The organism is Hallella faecis (assembly GCF_018789675.1).
Taxonomy (GTDB): Bacteria; Bacteroidota; Bacteroidia; order Bacteroidales; family Bacteroidaceae; genus Prevotella; species Prevotella faecis.
In genome coordinates this window covers 1-18,009 of sequence record NZ_JAHKBE010000054.1, presented here as the reverse complement: position 1 = coordinate 18,009, position 18,009 = coordinate 1, and the positions used below count along the sequence as shown (strand labels likewise).

The 18,009-nt window shown below is 56.0% G+C and carries 14 protein-coding genes and 1 tRNA gene; 10 read left to right on the top strand and 5 right to left on the bottom strand.

The window, feature by feature from the left end:
* Nucleotides 1-611 precede the first annotated feature (611 nt).
* The gene (locus KM934_RS10695; protein WP_215760598.1) at nucleotides 612-782 is read left to right on the top strand and encodes a hypothetical protein; all 171 of its coding nucleotides are present in this window, start codon (nucleotides 612-614) and stop codon (nucleotides 780-782) included.
* A 21-nt stretch (nucleotides 783-803) separates the two neighbouring features.
* On the opposite strand, the gene KM934_RS10690 is transcribed toward KM934_RS10695, so the two are convergent.
* From KM934_RS10690 to KM934_RS10680, 3 genes are all read right to left on the bottom strand, one after another.
* The gene (locus KM934_RS10690; protein WP_215760597.1) at nucleotides 804-2,591 is read right to left on the bottom strand and encodes a hypothetical protein; all 1,788 of its coding nucleotides are present in this window, start codon (nucleotides 2,589-2,591) and stop codon (nucleotides 804-806) included.
* 56 nt (nucleotides 2,592-2,647) lie between these two features.
* Nucleotides 2,648-4,090 (bottom strand): SH3 domain-containing protein, encoded by a 1,443-nt coding sequence (locus KM934_RS10685; RefSeq protein ID WP_215760596.1) that lies wholly within the window; start codon nucleotides 4,088-4,090, stop codon nucleotides 2,648-2,650.
* Between the two features lie 198 nt (nucleotides 4,091-4,288).
* Nucleotides 4,289-4,371: transfer RNA gene (locus KM934_RS10680), tRNA-Tyr, on the bottom strand.
* A 254-nt stretch (nucleotides 4,372-4,625) separates the two neighbouring features.
* Between KM934_RS10680 and KM934_RS10675 the strand changes: the two genes are divergently transcribed.
* Nucleotides 4,626-5,543, top strand: a complete 918-nt coding sequence (locus KM934_RS10675) for a hypothetical protein (RefSeq protein ID WP_215760595.1) — start codon at nucleotides 4,626-4,628, stop codon at nucleotides 5,541-5,543.
* Between the two features lie 126 nt (nucleotides 5,544-5,669).
* Here KM934_RS10675 and KM934_RS10670 read toward each other — a convergent pair whose 3' ends face one another.
* Together KM934_RS10670 and KM934_RS10665 are read right to left on the bottom strand one after the other, a co-directional pair.
* Complete coding sequence (locus KM934_RS10670) at nucleotides 5,670-7,151, bottom strand: hypothetical protein (RefSeq protein ID WP_215760594.1); 1,482 nt, start codon at nucleotides 7,149-7,151, stop codon at nucleotides 5,670-5,672.
* 10 nt (nucleotides 7,152-7,161) lie between these two features.
* On the bottom strand, nucleotides 7,162-9,780 hold the full coding sequence (locus KM934_RS10665; RefSeq protein WP_215760593.1) for a TonB-dependent receptor domain-containing protein: 2,619 nt from the start codon (nucleotides 9,778-9,780) through the stop codon (nucleotides 7,162-7,164).
* A gap of 260 nt (nucleotides 9,781-10,040) precedes the next feature.
* Between KM934_RS10665 and KM934_RS10660 the strand changes: the two genes are divergently transcribed.
* The 8 genes from KM934_RS10660 (at nucleotide 10,041) to KM934_RS10625 (ending at nucleotide 17,788) form a co-directional block, all read left to right on the top strand.
* The gene (locus tag KM934_RS10660; RefSeq protein ID WP_215760592.1) at nucleotides 10,041-11,342 is read left to right on the top strand and encodes a phosphatase PAP2 family protein; all 1,302 of its coding nucleotides are present in this window, start codon (nucleotides 10,041-10,043) and stop codon (nucleotides 11,340-11,342) included.
* A gap of 42 nt (nucleotides 11,343-11,384) precedes the next feature.
* Nucleotides 11,385-13,064, top strand: coding sequence for an ArnT family glycosyltransferase (locus KM934_RS10655; protein WP_215760591.1), 1,680 nt, complete (start codon nucleotides 11,385-11,387; stop codon nucleotides 13,062-13,064).
* Between the two features lies 1 nt (nucleotide 13,065).
* On the top strand, nucleotides 13,066-13,818 hold the full coding sequence (locus KM934_RS10650) for a glycosyltransferase family 2 protein (RefSeq protein ID WP_215760590.1): 753 nt from the start codon (nucleotides 13,066-13,068) through the stop codon (nucleotides 13,816-13,818).
* Complete coding sequence (locus KM934_RS10645; protein WP_215760589.1) at nucleotides 13,815-14,456, top strand: lipid-A-disaccharide synthase N-terminal domain-containing protein; 642 nt, start codon at nucleotides 13,815-13,817, stop codon at nucleotides 14,454-14,456. Before KM934_RS10650 ends, KM934_RS10645 begins: the two co-directional genes overlap by 4 nt.
* Complete coding sequence (locus tag KM934_RS10640; RefSeq protein WP_215760588.1) at nucleotides 14,453-15,463, top strand: NAD-dependent epimerase/dehydratase family protein; 1,011 nt, start codon at nucleotides 14,453-14,455, stop codon at nucleotides 15,461-15,463. The genes KM934_RS10645 and KM934_RS10640 overlap by 4 nt, the downstream gene beginning before the upstream one ends.
* A gap of 27 nt (nucleotides 15,464-15,490) precedes the next feature.
* A complete protein-coding gene (locus KM934_RS10635; RefSeq protein WP_215760587.1) occupies nucleotides 15,491-16,165 on the top strand; it encodes a response regulator transcription factor in 675 nt (224 codons plus the stop codon).
* A 12-nt stretch (nucleotides 16,166-16,177) separates the two neighbouring features.
* Nucleotides 16,178-17,233, top strand: coding sequence for a sensor histidine kinase (locus KM934_RS10630; protein ID WP_215760586.1), 1,056 nt, complete (start codon nucleotides 16,178-16,180; stop codon nucleotides 17,231-17,233).
* Between the two features lie 168 nt (nucleotides 17,234-17,401).
* Nucleotides 17,402-17,788: an acyltransferase family protein gene (locus KM934_RS10625; RefSeq protein ID WP_215760585.1), complete on the top strand. Its 387-nt coding sequence runs from the start codon at nucleotides 17,402-17,404 to the stop codon at nucleotides 17,786-17,788.
* Nucleotides 17,789-18,009: the final 221 nt, after the last annotated feature.

The window sequence follows — 18,009 nt, the reverse complement described above, 5'->3', positions numbered from 1 at the left end:
GTTCTTTAGCGCATTGTGCGCTTAGTTGTCGCCCACAGATCTCGCGGATTTCCACAGATTTTTCGCATATCAAGAGCGTGTGGCACTCTCCTTGTCCCTGACAACCCAAGTGGGCTGAAAAGTAAATGGTAGCGTATAGCCCCACCAACCCAAGCGGGCCGAAAGCCCAATGACCTCCTCAGCCCAGGGCAAGCGAAGCGACACCCTGGGTAAACCGTCACACCCTATCACACAACGCCCTGCAAGGGCAAAAGTAAACATAACACACTCTGTTTCAACACTTTTACCCTTACATGGCGCAAGCTCCACGGCACATTATACCCAGGGCGTCGCTTCGCTTGCCACTGGGCTATGAACTTCTGCCCCCTTCGGAGCGTACCGTTGCCCCACCCATTTTTGGGTTTTGAATGAAGGTCGTCCCCATGTTTTCACTTTTCACTAAGGTCCTTTCCATGGTTTCGCTAAAGCTATATTCGCTATGCTGAAAAATTATTCTTGGCAAGAACCCAAAAAGTGCAGATAATTATCTAACTTTGCCCATAAAGCCATTAGCAATGGCCAGAACCCACTTTGGAACACATCAACGTCTACCGTAAATGTACGGGCAGCCTATGGCACAGAAGAAATATACGCAAACTCAACAGGTGATAGACACATTACGCAAGTGTGGCGGATACGCTACGCTCGGCAACCTGATAAGCCATATAGAGGATTTGCAAAAATCTGAGGATGGCCTCATGGCAAACGAGGATATGGGCGTATGCGCCCAAACGCCCTTCTAACCGGTCGTTAGATTTCAACACTCAACACTCCACATTATAAAGAATGTAGGGCATGGCGTCGATGAGGATGGCGTCTTTCCCTTGCTCTTCAGCACTCAACTCCTCGAAGGGCACCAGGTCGGCATGCTCAAACACCTTCTTGTTGGTGGTGGCGGCGGGCCTGAAGCCCATGATAAGCTCCGACATGACCCATCGGCGGTGCTCAGCCTCGTAGGCCGCACGTCGGTCGGCCTCGCTGTGGTTATGACCCTCGAAGCACCATTGGCGCACCAGCAGGGCGTTGCCGCAGATGATGCTCGAATACTTGTCGGCCTCGCTGATGGCGTACCACGCCTGCCGCTCATCGGTGGCCTGCGGGTTGACGTAAGCACGGTGGTAGACGAAGTTGACGCGCATGCCTCGCAACGACCTGCGTAGGAAGAGCGGGTCGGCCTGCATGCCTCGCCCCTGCCCCAAGATCTCGATGTGGCCATACATACCCGTGAGGTTGGCGCGCCTCACCAGTTCGGAGGGGCGCTTGAGCCATACGGCCAGCTTGGCGGCGCCATAGACGGCGCGTGGCAGGTGGAGCGCGGTGTTTATGGCCTGCCGCTCATCGCCCTGGCATACCACCACACGCAGCACCTCGTGGGGCGTGGGCGTGAGGAGGCGCCGCGCCATGGGCGCCGACGGGGCGGCATCAACAAACTGCCACTCCACATCGAGAAAGTCGGCTCCCTCGGGCGCATGCGCCACCACATGGCCGTCGGCCTGCACCAGCGTGTGGTGCGACAGGGCGAAGAGGGCGGGGCGCGACGCCACGAGGTGCTGCTGCCACGCCTCCATGCCCTCGCCGATGAAGGTGATGCGCGTGCGCCGCCCTCCCTCGGCATAGTTGGGGTAATGGCACAGGTGGGCCACGGTGTAGGCCACCGACTGCGCCATGGCACCCGTGCCGATGATGACGATGTGGGCGCGCCGCTCATCACCCTGGCGTAGCACGGGCAGGAACGCCTCCGACGGGGCAGGGCTGGCGGTTGCCGAATCGGCACCCGAGGCGGGCGACGTGTCGCCTACGAGCAACTGCTCCGCCTCATACTCGTAGGCGTTGACGGTGTCGACAAGCAACTGGCCCGTCGCTCCCGCCTTGCGCTGGTATTGCAGCACCTCGATGGTGGCATAGTCGGCCAACGTTACGTAGCAATGCACGGGCTGGGGCGCCTGGCGACAGAGGTCGTCGAGGATGGCCAGCGCCTTGAGGTTCTTGGTGTCGTGGGCCGGGTCGTCAGCGTCGCCCATGACATAGATGGCCGCGGCCCTCTCGGCGCCAATGGTGGCGAGGTCGGCATGGCTGTGGCGCGCCGCCTTGTAAAAGATGAAGTTGGCGTCGACCTCGGGGCGCTCCTCATCGACCACCACGACCGTGCGACCCTGCGCATTGAGGGCGCGCACCATGACGGGCAACTGCGCACAATGGCCCAGGATGAGCACATGGCCGCGCAAGGCGTAACGGCGCTCGCCCACCTGCGCCGCCTCGCGGATGTTCTCGAAGAGATTGGTGAACACGCTGACGAGCAAGGCCGAGAAGAGAAACACGCTCAGCAGGGCGAGGATGAGGCGGAACCAGTCGTGGGCGCCCGCTCCACCAAAGCAGCCAGGGTCGAGAAACACGGCCACAACATCTTGCCAAACAATCGTTCCATCGTCGAACACCCACTGGGCTACAACGATGGCGATGGCCAGGCTCGCCACCGACAAGCCCAACAGCCACATGAGCTGCGCACCATTGCTCTTGGCCAGCAGCAAGTCGATCTTTCGTTTTAATATCATACGGTAAGGTTGTTAATCAATACGTTCATTTGCTATTCAATACTTTCGTTTGCTATTCAATACGTTCGTTTGCTATTCATGAGATGCACAAACCAGGTCCACAGGTCCCCGATCACCATTCGGCGGAAGAGCCAGTGGTGCATGCCGCCGGGCGTGCGCTGCAACATATCGTCGGAGAGCGACAACACGTAGAGGGGCCTGATACGCCAACTATAGTTGTAGCGGTTCTGCCAGTCGTACATGCAATACTCCCACCATCCGGCGTCCTCGCGCCACCACTCGCCCGTCACATAGTCGTGGTCGAGGCCCCAACGGGTCACATTGAGCGCATTGGGGAACCCACACTCGCTATAGATGCGGCGGGGCGCAATGCCGAGATCGAGCACGCGGCCCAGCGTGACCCGGCACACCACGAGCGACCCCGAGGCGTAATGGAGCGCCGTGGCGCGGTCGGGGGCAAAATAGATGCCGTTGCCGGCGTAGTTGCCACCGCCCACGTTCCATATCCCCGTGTAACGACTGTTGTTGCCCACGCGCCCACGGCTCTGCGTAATGCTCTCGCTGGCCATGCAGTCGGTGCCGTGGTAGAGCGTGAGGGCTGGCACGAGGGTGTCGACGAGGGTCCACACGCCACTCTCCACCAGGGTGAGCGTGCCATGCCACAACGGATACTTCAGGATGCGCCAAGGCAAGAGCAGGAACCACCGCAGGGTGTCGTCGGCCCCCTCCTTGGGATGGCTGGGGTCGACCACCTCAAGGGCATAGTTGATAAATTCTAACGAACAATGGATGAAGAGGTTGTAATAAACCGCATTGAACCACCGTAGGGGCGTGAGCAGGATGTAGAACGGTATCTGGGCAAAGGCCAACTGCTTGCGCAGCCTGCGGTTCTCGGCGTCGGTGCGCCCAGCGTTGACCTTGAAGTACCACCGCCATGGCTTCGCGGCGTAACGCTGCAACCAGTTGAGGAAATAAAAGGGGATGCAGGCCACCCAATACACCTTGTAGACGAGCGTGCTGGCCACCGACAAGCCCCATATCACCACCCAGCGCAGCACGTAGAGCACCACGCAGGTCAGGAGGAGTTGGCGCACGAAACCCCAGAGGCTGTACCGGCTGTACCGATGCTTAGCCACCTTCTTAACAGCGTAGGGGGCGGCATATTGCAGGTAACGGGTGGCGCAATACAACGTGTCGCCGCCATACACCACCTCTGCCCACTGGTCCTGGGGATGGCCGATGACGAGCACGCGTGTGCCGGGCGCCATGATAAACTGGGAGGTCGAACGCACGCTCGGTCCGCTGCGCATGTTGAGATGGGTGGTAGTTTCGTACCATGCGGGAAGGCGCCCTTCTGCCCACGCTGGGAGGGTGGCCATGGTGAGCAAGAGGAGGCAGAGAGCCGCCATGATCCACCGCCGAGAGGGCGTGGAGCATGACCTGCGGGATGAGACCTGCTTCATCCCACATGGGGCGGTGTTGGGGTCCTTATAGGGCATAGTCGTCATTTGTATGCGTGGGGGCGATGCCTTTCGCCAAGCATCGGTTTCAGATTGTGTTGATAGTTTCACATAAACTCGTTTACAAATATAACGCTTTTCCCACAAACCGCCGACACATCGAGAGAAAAAAACGAAAAAATCCCTGTAACGCACCATAATGGTTCCGCTACAGGGACTATCGTTTTCCTATTGAGGTGGGTGGTGATGGATTCGAACCACCGAAGGCAAGAGCCAGCAGATTTACAGTCTGCCCCATTTGGCCACTCTGGTAACCACCCTAAGGTCGCTTCACCGCATGTGTTTCGGAAAGCGAGTGCAAAGATAGTGTTTTCCAACGACAATCAATTCAAAACGCCCAATAATTTTAAGGTTTTTAACACTTCATCCGCGCCATTCCATCCAAACGGCGCTCATGGGCCGACAAGAGGGGCCCATGGTCCAATTAAAAGGTGCAAAATTTGGCTATGAAGAAACTATTGGTTAATTTTGCCTAAGCCTATTAGCGGGCAGCAAACACGCCAACACCATAAACATGAAGACGAGCAACACCACCGCCATTACGCAAAAATGGCTTGAGGGCATTTCGTATGAAGTGGCCTTTTGGAACAATGTGTACAGATGGCCCCACACCTTTCAGGGCATGATGGGGTGGGCGCATTACGGATCCGCCATTTGCCTGGAAGGGTTTGACGCCAACCATTTTCTGCTGGCCGACGACCACCCAAGCGTTTACGATGTGGGGAGTGGCATGAGCTATGCCGTGGGCGACCACCTGGAAAAAGACGGAAAACTCATTCCGCTCGACATTCATTACATAGACCCTTTGGCCTTCCATTTCAACCGCATCCTGAAGAAATACAAGAAGAAGTTGCCGCCCATCGAGTTTGGAATGACCGAATATCTCTCGGCATTCATACACGACGCCTCGCTCATAACCATACAGAATGCGCTCGACCACTCGTCGGCGCCCATCAAGGGCATCGTGGAAGCATTGCTCGCATTGCGAAAAGGAGGGGTACTATACCTCAACCACCATCCCAACGAGGCCGAGATGGAACACTACAAGGGATTCCACCAATACAATGTGGACGAAGAAAACGGCGAACTTGTTATTTGGAACCAATCAGAGAAAACATGTATCGGCCAACTGCTTGGCTCGTTTGCCTCCGTTGAGGTGAAACGAATGGACAATGGGCACATCGTGGCCATCGTGCGAAGAAATGGCGACGCGACATCGTTGCCTGAGCGATTGCGGAAATATGTGGACGACAAAACCGACAAGGCTGAGCTCTGCGAAGTGTTGCTGAATTACCAATACCGCAACACGTCGTTGGCGAGAAACCTAAAAGGTAGCATACGGTTCGGCTTGTTCAACCTCATACAACTCATGGCACAAATGCTGCCTTGGAGCCTGAAGATGCGGGTAAAACGCCTCATCAAGCAGGCGTAAGACCAAGGCAACGATCTAACCCTCAGAAAACATAAAGCGACGGACCGTCAGCATCACGCTGGAGTCCGCCGCTATCGTTTGATAAGGGTTTTATGGATTACCTCAAATCAAATGACCGATTTGGGTTTAATACTGAGCGTTCTGGGGATCGAAGTTGGCCCATCCGGCGGTCCAGTCTTGTCCGTCGGGGAAGGCACCGATGCCAGGATACTGCTTGCTGATGGCGAGGATGGAAGCGATGCCGTTCCAGGTCTGTGCCATCCAGTTGCCAACGACCGTGTTCTGGTTGGCGGCCAACTGGAAGAAGTTGCTGGTGAACGAAGGCTTGGTGGCGTCGGTGGTCTTCGTGGTGTAATCGTAAAGCTCGTCCTTATACACCTTGTTGAAGTCGGAACCCACGATGTCCATGCCCACGAAGGTTATGCCGTTGAGCTTCATCTGGCCGTTGGTGGCTGCACCCTGCGTGTTGCCCTTCTCGTTGTCGAGGATAAGGCCGATGGGCCATCCTATGGCGAGCGTGTTGTTCACGTTGAGGCGTGAGTTACGACGGATGTGCATGGCTGCCTGGAAGAGTCCCGTCGACGAACCGTTCTCGGGGTTGATGCCACCACCATTGATATACGTCTTGTCGTTGGTGAAGGAGGCGTCGAAGGTCTTCGGGCCAAGGAAGGTGATGTTGGAGAAGGTAGCGGTGGTGTAAGGCTCAGCGGTAGAGCCACTGGCGTTGTTGTCGCTCTCGAAACCGTTGCTCTGCGAGGCGTCAGCAATGCGTGAGTCGCGTACCGACAAGCCATACTGCACCTTGCCTGAGAAGCCGTTGTCGGTGTCGAAGTCATCGTCCCATCCATGGAAGGCGATGAGGTGCTTGCAGTTGACCGTTCCACCAAACCACTCAAAGCTATCGTCGTTAGAGTAGGACACCTGCACGTGGTCGATGGTGGTGCCGGCGCCTACCGAACCCAAGGTGAGACCATTGATCTCCTGGTCTTTCTTGAAGGGATAACCGGCAAACTCGATGCGCACATACTGCAGCGAACCGCTATTGTCGTTGGCGTCGGTGCCGCCATGCTTGGTGCGCGGACCACCCTCGATCTGCTGGGCCAGCACACCATTGTTGTTGGGAGCCTTACCGCAGATGATCAAGCCACCCCAGTCGCCGGGGCGACGGCTGCCAGCGGCCTGCTCGGAGGTGAACACGATGGGGTCTGTGGCGGTACCGTTGGCTATGAGCTTGCCACCGGGCTCCACAATGAGGGCGGCCTTGGTGTCCTTGTCGCCCTTGATGACGGTGCCGGCAGGGATGGTCAGCGTGGCGCCATCTGCCACATACACCCAGCCTTTGAGCAGGTAGGTGCCGCGCTCAAGTGATTGGTTGCCCTTGAACACAAAGTTCTGGTCGCCATTGCCAATGACGTTGCCCTTGGGGGCCTCTTGGCCGTTGTCGGTAAAGAGCACGTGGTCGCAGGCCTTGAATCCGCCGTCTTCCGACCACACATATTTCTCCGAGGGAGAAGGTGTAGGATCATCATTGTTGCTTGAGCATGCCGTAAACATCATCGACATGGCGAGGATGCCCATGCATCCCAAAAACATCTTGTCTGTTTTCATGATTTTGAATTTATAATGTTACAGTTACCGAGAGGTTGATGTTACGTCCCGGCTTATATTTACGTGTTACTTGTTGAATCTCCTTGTCGCCCACGGTTTGGAACTGCTTGAACACGATGCTCTGGTTGAGCAGGTCGCGAATGGCGAGCTTGGCCTCCCACCGTCCCCAACGCTTGCTGGCGGTGAGGTCGAAACCATCGCGTGGCATCTCGTAACTGTCGGGCACACGGATGTTGCGCGAAGCGTCGCCGCCCCCCTCGGTACGGCCCACACCCACGATGCGCTTGCCGATGCGGTTGTAGAGCAGGTTCACGCTGAGGTGCTGGCGCTGGTTGTTATAAAACAGGCCGGTGTTGACGAGGTAGGGCGATTGGCCCTGCATGGGGCGGTCATACTCATTGCTTCCGGGCTCAAAATGAACGCGGCTATGGATGAGCGACCCGTTGAAGCTCCATGAGAAGTTGCGCAGGCCAATGAAGTCGAGGCTCTTGCGAATGTCGAGCTCCAGACCGTAGTTGTCGGCCGAACGGGCGTTTTTGTACGAGTAGATGACATCGGTTCCGCCCGAAAGGGTGTAGACCCACTCGATGGGCGAATCGAAATGCTTATAGAATGCGGCCAGCGAGATGACCTCGCCGCGGCTGGGATACCACTCGTAGCGCAGGTCGAGGTTGTCGACATAGCAGTTCTTCAGGTTGAAATTACCCTGCACATCCGACGCCAGGTCGAAATCGTAATACACCGATGGCGACACCTCACGAAACTCGGGGCGGTTGACGCTGCGGCCGTAGCAGAAGCGCGCCTGGTGCTGGTCGGTGAATCGCCAGGTCATATTGGCCGAAGGGAACAGGTCGCCGTGGCGATAGTAATGGCTCTCATGGCTGGTCTCAGACGAACGGGTGTTAGAGATGAGCTCCATCTGGTTATACTCATAGCGCAGGCCAGCATGCACCTCAAGCGGTCCGAGGGGCAACGTGGCCATGGCATAGGCCGCACCCAGGAGGTTGTTGCCACTATAGTCGTTGAGCTTGTTCACATCCTCCAACAGGTAGAGCTTGTCGGCTCCGGCATTGGCGGGATCGCTGAGCAGCGTTGTCATGTCCATGCGGCGGAAGCCTTCGGGCAGGGTGTTGCCCACGGTGTTGTACCAATAAAAGAGGTTGCGGGTGTTGTACGTACGACTGCGGTACTCGCCATAGACGCCTCCCTTGACCGTGGGTTGCCACGTGCCGAAATGGAAGCGGTGGGTGTCGTTGGCCTGCAGCGAGAGGATATGCTCGTCGAGCGAGGTCCACTCGCGCGAGATGTCGTTCTGGTAGAGCCACACATACTCGTCGGGGTGCTGCTCGTCCTCGTTGTAAAGAACGTAACGGCGACGGTCGGGCAAGCGGCGGTTGGCGTAGGCATAGCCCGCGCTCCAATCGAGCACATCGGCCTTCAGCGTATGGTTGCCGGTAATCTGGGTGGTGTAGGTGGTTCGGCTGCGGTAGTAATACTCGGCCGAACGCTCACGCTCCGACTGCGCGCTGAGGCCCTGGCGGGTGGTGTAACGACTGTTGCCCAACTGATTGAAGATGTTCTTCCATTGATACTTGGTGTTGCCACTTGCGCTAAGCCACGTAAGGTTGAGCATGACGCCCAGACGGTTGTTCTGGTTATATTGGTCGTCGGTGGAGAGGCGCAACGGGTTCACACGGTCGTTGTCGGTGTCGTAGGCGCCAAAGAAGTTGTTGAGCATGCCGCGATAGGCGCGATACTCGTTGGCGTAGTTGAGGGCGGCGAGCAGTCCGAGCTTGCCTCCACGCAGATTCCAGCGGTGCGCATAGTCGGCGCTTAGCTTCAGGTCGCCAAGGGGTTTGCGCTTTCTTATGGTCCAATCGTTGCTCAGACGGTTGCCGAGCAGGTCGATCATGTTGTTGCCTCCACTGTTCTGTCCGAGTGTGGCAAACGTCTTATCGAGCCCACCATCGAGCGAGCGAAGGCCTGAGTCGAAACCGAGGAAATCGGTCGACGATGATTTCTGGGAGTAGAAATTCCGTAGGGCCGACTGACTATTCCAGCCAGCGCCTACGGTGATATGGAGAGAATTGGAGATGGGTATTTCCTTGGTGTTCACCATGATGAATCCGCCCGTGTAGTCGGCAGGATACTCGGCGGCAGGCGTTTTCACTATCATGAGGTTGTCAATCTGGCCACTGGGAATCATGTCGAACGAGAAGGCGCGACTGTCGGCCTCCGAACTGGGCACGGCACCGCCATTGATCCACACGTTGTTGTAACGCTGCTGAAGGCCGCGCACCATCACAAACTTGTCGTCGATGAGGCTCACGCCAGGAATGCGGCGTATCACTTCGCCGGCATTGGAGTCTTGGGTGCGCTTAATTTCCTGCGCCGACACGTTGTTCACCACATTGGCGCTACGCTTGGCCTCTTGGATGGTGGCCGCCTCGGTGTCGGTGCGCCTCACGGCGGTTACGGTGAGCTCACCCAACTGGCGGTCGGCTGCGCTCTGCACCTGCTTGGTGGTGTCGGCCACGGCATGGGCCGAGTCTGCTTTTACTTGTGAGGAGACGCTTGCGGGAATGGCAAGCATCATAAGTCCTACAACTGTCACCTTGTTTCGTTTCATAACAATGCTTTTCTTATCACGCCGCAAAGGTAGACAGCCATTGTTACAAAACCGTTGAGCCCCCGTTACAATAACATGAAGAAAAAAGCAGGGGCCTCCTCACCCCCGCCGTTCTCCGAAAAAGCGCGCCAAGGTCTTAATTTTCGCTAACATTTTGGAGGAATTTGGGATTTCCCTCATTTTGGAGAAGTCCTACAAAATGTCTACAAAGTTTGTTTGTACGTTTGCCGCCGATTCACATCACAATAGGCAACAAACGAATGAACAAACTATTCTACGCGCTGCCATGGCTCATCATGCAGACCTTGGCGTGCAACGCGCAAAGCGAGGCCACAACACCAACCGACAGCACACGCACAGACACACTCGCAAAAGTCAACTGGCAAGCACCCAACTGGCAAGCGCCCAACGCCAAGCCTACACTGGGCGCAAAGACCGAACTGCTTATCCAAAGCAGGTGGTTCAAGTCCACGTTTATTGGTGTGCCCCTCATCGTGGGTGGACTCATCGAGAAGCACCAAGACCGCAAGTTTCGTCAACTGCGCAACGACTTTCTGCCGCGTTTCCACCGCTCGCTCGACAACTACACCCAATTTGCGCCAGCCGCGCTGATGGTGGGAATGAAGGCCGCCGGCGTGCCATCACGCTCGTCGTGGGGGCGCATGCTGCTGAGCGACGCGTTGGCCACCGCACTCATGGCCACAACCGTGCAGGTATCGAAAAGCACCACACACGTGTGGCGCCCCGATGGTTCCAACTACCACAGCTTTCCCTCGGGCCACACCGCCACGGCATTTATGACCGCCACCATGCTATCGAAAGAATATGGGCACCTCTCGCCATGGGTGAGCGTGGGAGCCTATAGCGTGGCTACCACTACGGGCCTCATGCGCATGGCCAACAACAAGCACTGGCTCTCCGATGTGATGGTGGGCGCTGGCGTGGGCATCATATCCACCGAGTTTGGCTATTGGATAGCCGATGCCATCATGAAAAAGCGAGGACTCAACACAGCGGACCCACACGACGACACACGACTATGGAGCACAAGTCCCTCGTTCTTCGGTTTCTACTCAGGCTTCAACCTGCCACTGAGTCATTACGACATCAACGATGGCTACTCCTTCGAGACTTCAACGGGCACTACACTCGGCCTGGAAGGCGCTTACTTCATCAACCGCTATGTGGGCGTGGGCAGCAGAGTTTCCGTATCCAACATGCGCCTCATCATCAATGGCGACGAGGCTGCCGAGAACACGCTCGACTATTATGCCGCCTACGTGGGGCCTTACTTCAACCTGCCCCTCAACACACGGTGGAGCGTGAGCACCAAGCTCTTGGCGGGCTACACCTGTTACGACAACACCAACGTGGCGGGCCTCACCATTCCATCAAACAGTGGATGGGGCATGGGAACGGGCGTGAGCCTCAACCTGCGCACGCACCGCAACTTAGGGTTCAACGTCTTTCTCGATTACAACATACAACCACCACACAGCATCGACAGCAGCGAATACCTACACATCATGACGCTCGGCGCCCAAGCGGCCATCCGCTTTTAGGCGCCCAAGCGGTAACAACCATCACATTCATAGAAACGGATTATGAAAACTTCTCATTCAACAACACTCGCCATCCTGGTGATCTTCACCCTCGTGACATTCTTCGCCAACACGGGAGCGCTCCCCACTGATATCATGGAGGAACGCAACGTGGTCACGGCCCGCGAGATGGTTAGCGACGGCAACTGGCTCGTGCCTACCATGAACGGCCAACTGCGACTGGAAAAACCGCCATTGCCCACATGGGTGGCGGGCGCCATCGAGGCGGTGTGCCCAAACAACCTGGGCGCCCAACGCCTGGCCGCCGGAGCCATGGGGTGCCTATGGACGTGGTTTCTGTTTCTCACCGCCCGCTACATTGCGCGACGCACCGACTATGCCATCATTGCCACAGTGGTGTTTCTCACTTGTTACAACACGGTGCTCATGGGCCGGTCGGCCACATGGGACATTTATTGCCACGCACTGATGATGGGAGCCATTTACCTCTTGCTTCGCGCCTTGAACGAAGAGCGCGACTATCGGTGGCAACTGCCCTTGGCGGGATTGTTCCTGGGATTGTCGTGGCTCAGCAAAGGGCCCGTGTCGTTCTACACCTTGTTGCTGCCGTTCTTGCTATCCATCGTAACGCTTCCCTCGATAACCACACGCGGCAAATGGCCCTACTTGGGAATCATGCTCGGCGTGGCCGTGGTGGTGGGCGGATGGTGGTACGCCTTCCTGCTGATAGCGCATGGCGACGCGGTAACGGCGGTGATGGCCAAAGAGACTGGGGCGTGGACCAACCACAACGTTCGCCCCTGGTGGTACTATTGGCGTTTCTTCTTGGAGATGGGCGCCTGGGCGCTTCCCGCCTTGGCCTCGTTGGCGCTCACCTATTGGAAGCACCACATCACCATTAAGCGCACCTACCTCATTACGATCTGTTGGACGGTGGGTTCGTTGGTGTTGCTTTCGCTCATGCCAGAGAAGAAGATGCGCTACCTGCTGCCCTCGCTGGCCCCCTGCGCCCTGCTTGTGGCCTGCATCCTGACGCACCTCAAGGACACATTGGCCTCGGGCAAGGCCGACCGCTTCGTCCGCACACTCTTCGTGGCCCAATCGGTGCTGCTCATCCTCGTAATGCTCGGATCGGCCGTGGCGCTCTTCGGCCTCCATGCGGCGTCGGTCATCAGTGTGCCCATGCGTCTCATAGCCGCTGCCTTGCTCTCGTTTGCTGCATGCGACACGATGCGGGCCGTAGCGAGCCGGCAACCCATGGTGCAAGTTAGGGCGGTGGCCATCGTTTTCGCCACCGCCGAGTTGCTGCTCCTACCCGCCATCACGAAGGCCGTGGGCAACCCCGACAGCCATAGCATAGCGCTCGCCGTGGGCACACCGCAAACACAAGAGTTGCCTCTCTTCCACGACCAACGCACCCCCATCCGCATCGAACTGGTTTACAACGCCCAACGCAAGATACAGCCCATCGACCTGAACGACGTTAAGGAGGTGCGAGCCCACATGCCCTTCGCATTGGTCATCACTGCCAGTGCCAAAGCGCCAATTCCCACCACGCTATTGGCCGAGGCCGACACCTGCCCGCTGGGTTACTTCGACAACAACCTGCATCGCCATTCCAATCGCCACTACACCGACGACCTCAGAGGGCGCGTGCTGCTCATCAAGGGCAAGCAAGCCAACAACCCTTCATCACAAGCAAACATTAAACAAACGAGATAATATGAACAAGACTCAAGATTACGAATTGACCATCATCATACCCGTTTACAACGAGGTAGACAACCTCGACCGGGTGGAGAAGGCGCTAACCGATTACATCCCCACGGCTACCGTGAAAACCTGCGCCCTATTTGTCAACGATGGTTCGACCGATGGCAGTCTCGACAAGATTCGACAGATATGTGGCCGAAACGCCCATTGCTTCTTCATCAGCAGCAACGAGAACCACGGACTGAGCACGGCCATGAAGGCGGGCATCGACAGCACCCGAAGCCGACTCGTGGGTTACATCGACTCCGACTTGCAGACGAACCCCGAAGACTTCAACCTCCTGCTGCAATACACCGACGACCACCAACTGGTGTCGGGTATCAGGGCCCACCGCAAGGACACGGCTTTCAAGCGGTGGCAATCGCGCATCGCCAACAGCTTTCGACGCCACATGACGGGCGACACCGCCACCGACACGGGCTGCCCCTTGAAAATCATGTGGACCGACTATGCCCAGCGCCTGCCTTTCTTCGATGGCATGCACCGGTTCCTCGCCGCCCTGATGACGCTTGAGAACGGACGATATAAGGAGGTGCCCGTTCGCCACTACCCACGTACGGCGGGTGTGTCGAAATACCACCTGTGGAACCGACTGAAAGGTCCGTTCATGGACTGCTTTGCCTTCCGTTGGATGAAAGCGCGCTACATACGCTACACCATCGCCAACAGCAACCTGAGCGACAACCCACAAACCCAATCATGATGGGAACAACAGCTATATGGGTTTACGCCATCGGTTTCTTGGCGCAAGGGTTCTTCTCGGCGCGTATGCTTCTGCAATGGGGCATGTCGGAGAAAGCCCATCGTGTGGTGTCGCCCAACATCTATTGGATATGCAGTCTGGTGGGAAGCATCCTGCTCTTTGCCTACGGTTGGTTGCGCAACGATTTCGCCATCATCCTCGGACAGATGATATCCTATTACATTTACATCTGGAACCTCAACATCAAGGGGGTGTGGCAACGGGTGCCACGGGGCCTGCGCCTCGCCATCGGTGCCCTGCCCGCCGTGTCCGTGGTGATGATGGCCAGCGATGGGGCGGCATTTGTGGCCTCGTTTCTCCACAACGAGGATGTGCCGCTTCCCTTGCTCCTATGGGGATCGGCCGGACAGGTGGTGTTCACGCTGCGCTTCATCTACCAATGGCACTACAGCTATCGCCGGCATGAGTCGGTGTTGCCGCTCGGCTTCTGGATCATCAGTCTGACGGGTTGCGCCATCATCGTGAGCTATGGCGCGTTCCGCTACGACCCCGTGCTCATCCTCGGGCAGTCGGTGGGGTTCTTCACCTACTCGCGCAACATCATGCTCTACAACAAACAAAGGAAAAAACAATCATGAAAATACTCATAACAGGTGCGGCGGGTTTCATCGGCCATGCGCTGACCAAAGCCCTCGCCGCCAATCCCAAAATCGAAATTGTGGGCATCGACAACCTCAACAACTACTACTCGCCACGGCTCAAGGAAGCGCGATTGCGCGACTTGGGCATCCACGCATACGGCGCCCTTCCCACCCCGAGCAGCGTCTGGCCCAACGTAACCTTTCAGATGATCGACATCGCCGATCGCAAAGCCGTGGAAGAGCTGATGGCCAATGGGAAGTTCACCCACGTGTGCCATCTGGCGGGACAAGCCGGGGTGCGCTATTCCATCGACAATCCCTACACCTACGTAGAGAACAACGTGATGGGGTTTCTCAATATCCTTGAAGGCTGTCGCAATCATGGAGTGAAGCATCTGGTGTTCGCCTCGTCGAGCAGCGTCTACGGCATGGGCAAGCAGGTGCCATTTGCGGAGAACTGCGACACCAGTCACCCCGTGAGCCTCTACGCCGCCACGAAAAAGAGCGACGAGGTGATGGCCTACTCCTACGCCTGTCTCTATGGGTTCCAAACCACGGCGTTGCGATTCTTCACCGTGTATGGGCCGTGGGGACGCCCCGACATGGCCCCCATCAAGTTTATGGACGCCATTGCCAACGGCCGACCCATAGAGGTGTTCAACCAAGGCAACATGCTGCGCGACTTCACCTACATCGACGACATCGTGAAGGGCATACGGTGTGTCGTCAAGGCGCATTACGCAGACAAGGTTCCGGCACGCGTCTACAACATCGGCTGCTCACATCCCGTGAAACTCATCCATTTTATCCATACCATCGAGGAGGCCACGGGGCGTCAGGCGCAAATGATCATGAAGGACATGCAGCCGGGCGACGTGACACGCACCGATGCCGACACCACCAGTTTGGAACACGACTTTGGCTTTCATCCAACAATCGACATACGCGAGGGGGTGGAGCGCCTCTATGCGTGGTACAAGAAGGTATGGCCCACCATACAATAAAATAGGAGAATAGCCGTTATGAAGAATGTGAAGATACTGTTGATTGACGACGAGCGACGCCTCTCGGATAGCATAAAGGAGTTTCTCGAAAGCCAGGAATACACCGTCGACCAGGCTTTCAACTTCAACGACGCCCTGATGAAGGCGAGCGTGTACGACTACAATTGCATATTGCTCGACCTCATGCTGCCGGGCGGCAATGGGCTCGACATTCTGCGGGCCATACGCAAACGGCACGACAACACGGGCGTCATCATCATATCGGCCAAGGACTCGCTCGACGACAAGCTCTCCGGACTGGAGATTGGCGCCGACGACTACCTGCCCAAGCCCTTCGCCTTGCCCGAGTTGTCGATGCGCATCTATGCCCTCATACGCCGATTGGAGTTTAACGTCGACAACACCATCACGGCAGGTTGCGTAACCATCGACCTGCCACAGAAGTGTGCGCAGGTCAACCACCAACCGCTCGACCTGACGCGATCAGAGTATAACCTGCTGTTGTTCTTCGTGACCAACCGCCATAAGGTGCTGTCGAAGGCGGCCATAGCCGAGCATCTCAGTGGCGAGATGGCCGACATGATGGACTCGTACGATTTCATCTACAGCCACATCAAGAACCTCAAGGCCAAACTGAAAGCCGCCGGACTCAGCAAGTGCATCCGAACGGTTTACGGCATGGGCTACCAATGGGAGGAATAATGCAATAAGAATATGAAGGAGAGAACGCTTGCCCACAAACTCATGGCGCGTTTCGCCATCTGCCTGATGGCGATGCTCGTGCTGTCGATACCGCTGCTCTATTACATCACGGTGCGCTATTACGCCGAGGATCTCATCGAACTCGTAAGCAAGTATGGCATCCACGACCCACAAATCGACTTGGAGGAAGACACGTTCACGGGCTTGCTCATCCAACTCTCCTCGATCGTCATCGTCATCACCCTGAGCGTGCTCATCATCATGAGGTGGGTACCCCAACGGCTATGGCGGTCCTTTCGCCGAACGCTCCACGAGTTGTCGACCTTCAAGGTGGAGAGCGGCGTGGTGCCACAACTGCCCACAACCGACATCACCGAGTTTCGACAACTCAACGACACCCTCACACGCATCATGACCGACAGCGTGAGGAGCTATAAGGTACAAAAAGAATTTACGGAGAACGCCTCACACGAGTTGCAAACGCCACTGGCCATAGCCCAAGTGAAGCTCGACAACCTGATGCAAGACGAAACGCTTACTGAACGGCAAGCGTCTGAGATTCAGCAGGTCTACAATGAGTTGCGCCACATGTCGCAACTCAGTCGCAACCTGCTATTGCTCTCAAAAATAGAAAACAACCAGTTCAAGGAGAAAACAAGCATAGTCGTTGCCGATGAGATCAACGCGCTCCTGCCCCATCTCGAGACCATTGCCGGCGACATCCGCATCCAACTGCTCGACGACAGCCACAACACCGCTATCGCCTGCAACCACGTGCTCCTCGGAAGCATGCTCACCAATCTCGTGGTGAACGCCGTTAGGCACAACAAGCCCAACGGCCTCATCCACATCCACCTCACGCCCAACGAGCTGACAGTTGCCAATACCTCCGACGATCCGCCACTCGACCCAGCCCACATCTTCTCGCGTTTCTACCGCACCCCCCACAATCAAAAGAGCAACGGCTTAGGTCTGGCCATCGTTAAAAGCATCTGCGATTACCATCAGTGGACCATCACGTACCACCACACCCAAGCCTTGCACCAGTTCACGGTTAGGATGAGGTGATATTGGCGCATCCCCATCTTATACCACGCCCATCGAAGAATCATCCACCATTTGAACTATGCATTAAACAAAGTTATGCTTATGTGCCTGATTCTAAATATTTTTTATAACTTTGCATGTTGAAGCTTCAATATACCATTTGGACAATGATAGGCCAAACAAAACATAATGAATTTGATGGAATCTACAAATATGACCATAGCCACGCGCAACTCTCATAAAGGAAGAATCCCAGAACTCGATATTATCAAATTCTTCGGCATATTATTAGTTGTCTTTGGACATGTTACAAGAATGTACACGCCCATAGGGCTAATCACACCTTTGGAGAGTTCTTCTGTGCTTGCGCTAACCACAAGCATAATATATAGTTTCCACATGCCCCTATTTGTGTTTGTATCGGGCATGACTTTTGGCGTTACATGTAAAAAGAAAAGCTATCAAGATTTTACTTCCTTTGCGAGAAATAAAGTAAAACGCTTGATGATTCCCTACTTCGTATTTGCTTTGTTTTGGGTCCTGCCTTTTATGGTAGGGAGTGTCGTTAAATATTAAGATTATTTACAACTATCTAATCCTCAATGTGATAGAAATTTTGTACCTTTGTAGAAGATAAGAAAAATCCCCCAATCACCCTCAGAAAGTGAAAAATTGGGGGAATCACAAAAGTGATACGATGGCAAAGGTACAACATATTTCTGGAATAAGCAAGCGAATTCCGTTCGAAGGGTTCGATTTTTATGATTTATTTCGAGTTACGTTTGAAAACAGCGAAC

What these genes read in the sequence shown, in the direction of transcription:
- KM934_RS10640 (WP_215760588.1), top strand. Translation starts at nt 14,453, where the DNA reads ATGAAAATACTCATAACAGGTGCGGCGGGTTTCATCGGCCATGCGCTG.
- KM934_RS10660 (WP_215760592.1), top strand. Translation starts at nt 10,041, where the DNA reads ATGAACAAACTATTCTACGCGCTGCCATGGCTCATCATGCAGACCTTG.
- KM934_RS10655 (WP_215760591.1), top strand. Translation starts at nt 11,385, where the DNA reads ATGAAAACTTCTCATTCAACAACACTCGCCATCCTGGTGATCTTCACC.
- KM934_RS10675 (WP_215760595.1), top strand. Translation starts at nt 4,626, where the DNA reads ATGAAGACGAGCAACACCACCGCCATTACGCAAAAATGGCTTGAGGGC.
- KM934_RS10665 (WP_215760593.1), bottom strand. Translation starts at nt 9,780, where the DNA reads ATGAAACGAAACAAGGTGACAGTTGTAGGACTTATGATGCTTGCCATT.
- KM934_RS10670 (WP_215760594.1), bottom strand. Translation starts at nt 7,151, where the DNA reads ATGAAAACAGACAAGATGTTTTTGGGATGCATGGGCATCCTCGCCATG.
- KM934_RS10685 (WP_215760596.1), bottom strand. Translation starts at nt 4,090, where the DNA reads ATGCCCTATAAGGACCCCAACACCGCCCCATGTGGGATGAAGCAGGTC.
- KM934_RS10695 (WP_215760598.1), top strand. Translation starts at nt 612, where the DNA reads ATGGCACAGAAGAAATATACGCAAACTCAACAGGTGATAGACACATTA.
- KM934_RS10625 (WP_215760585.1), top strand. Translation starts at nt 17,402, where the DNA reads ATGAATTTGATGGAATCTACAAATATGACCATAGCCACGCGCAACTCT.
- KM934_RS10690 (WP_215760597.1), bottom strand. Translation starts at nt 2,591, where the DNA reads ATGATATTAAAACGAAAGATCGACTTGCTGCTGGCCAAGAGCAATGGT.
- KM934_RS10650 (WP_215760590.1), top strand. Translation starts at nt 13,066, where the DNA reads ATGAACAAGACTCAAGATTACGAATTGACCATCATCATACCCGTTTAC.
- KM934_RS10630 (WP_215760586.1), top strand. Translation starts at nt 16,178, where the DNA reads ATGAAGGAGAGAACGCTTGCCCACAAACTCATGGCGCGTTTCGCCATC.
- KM934_RS10645 (WP_215760589.1), top strand. Translation starts at nt 13,815, where the DNA reads ATGATGGGAACAACAGCTATATGGGTTTACGCCATCGGTTTCTTGGCG.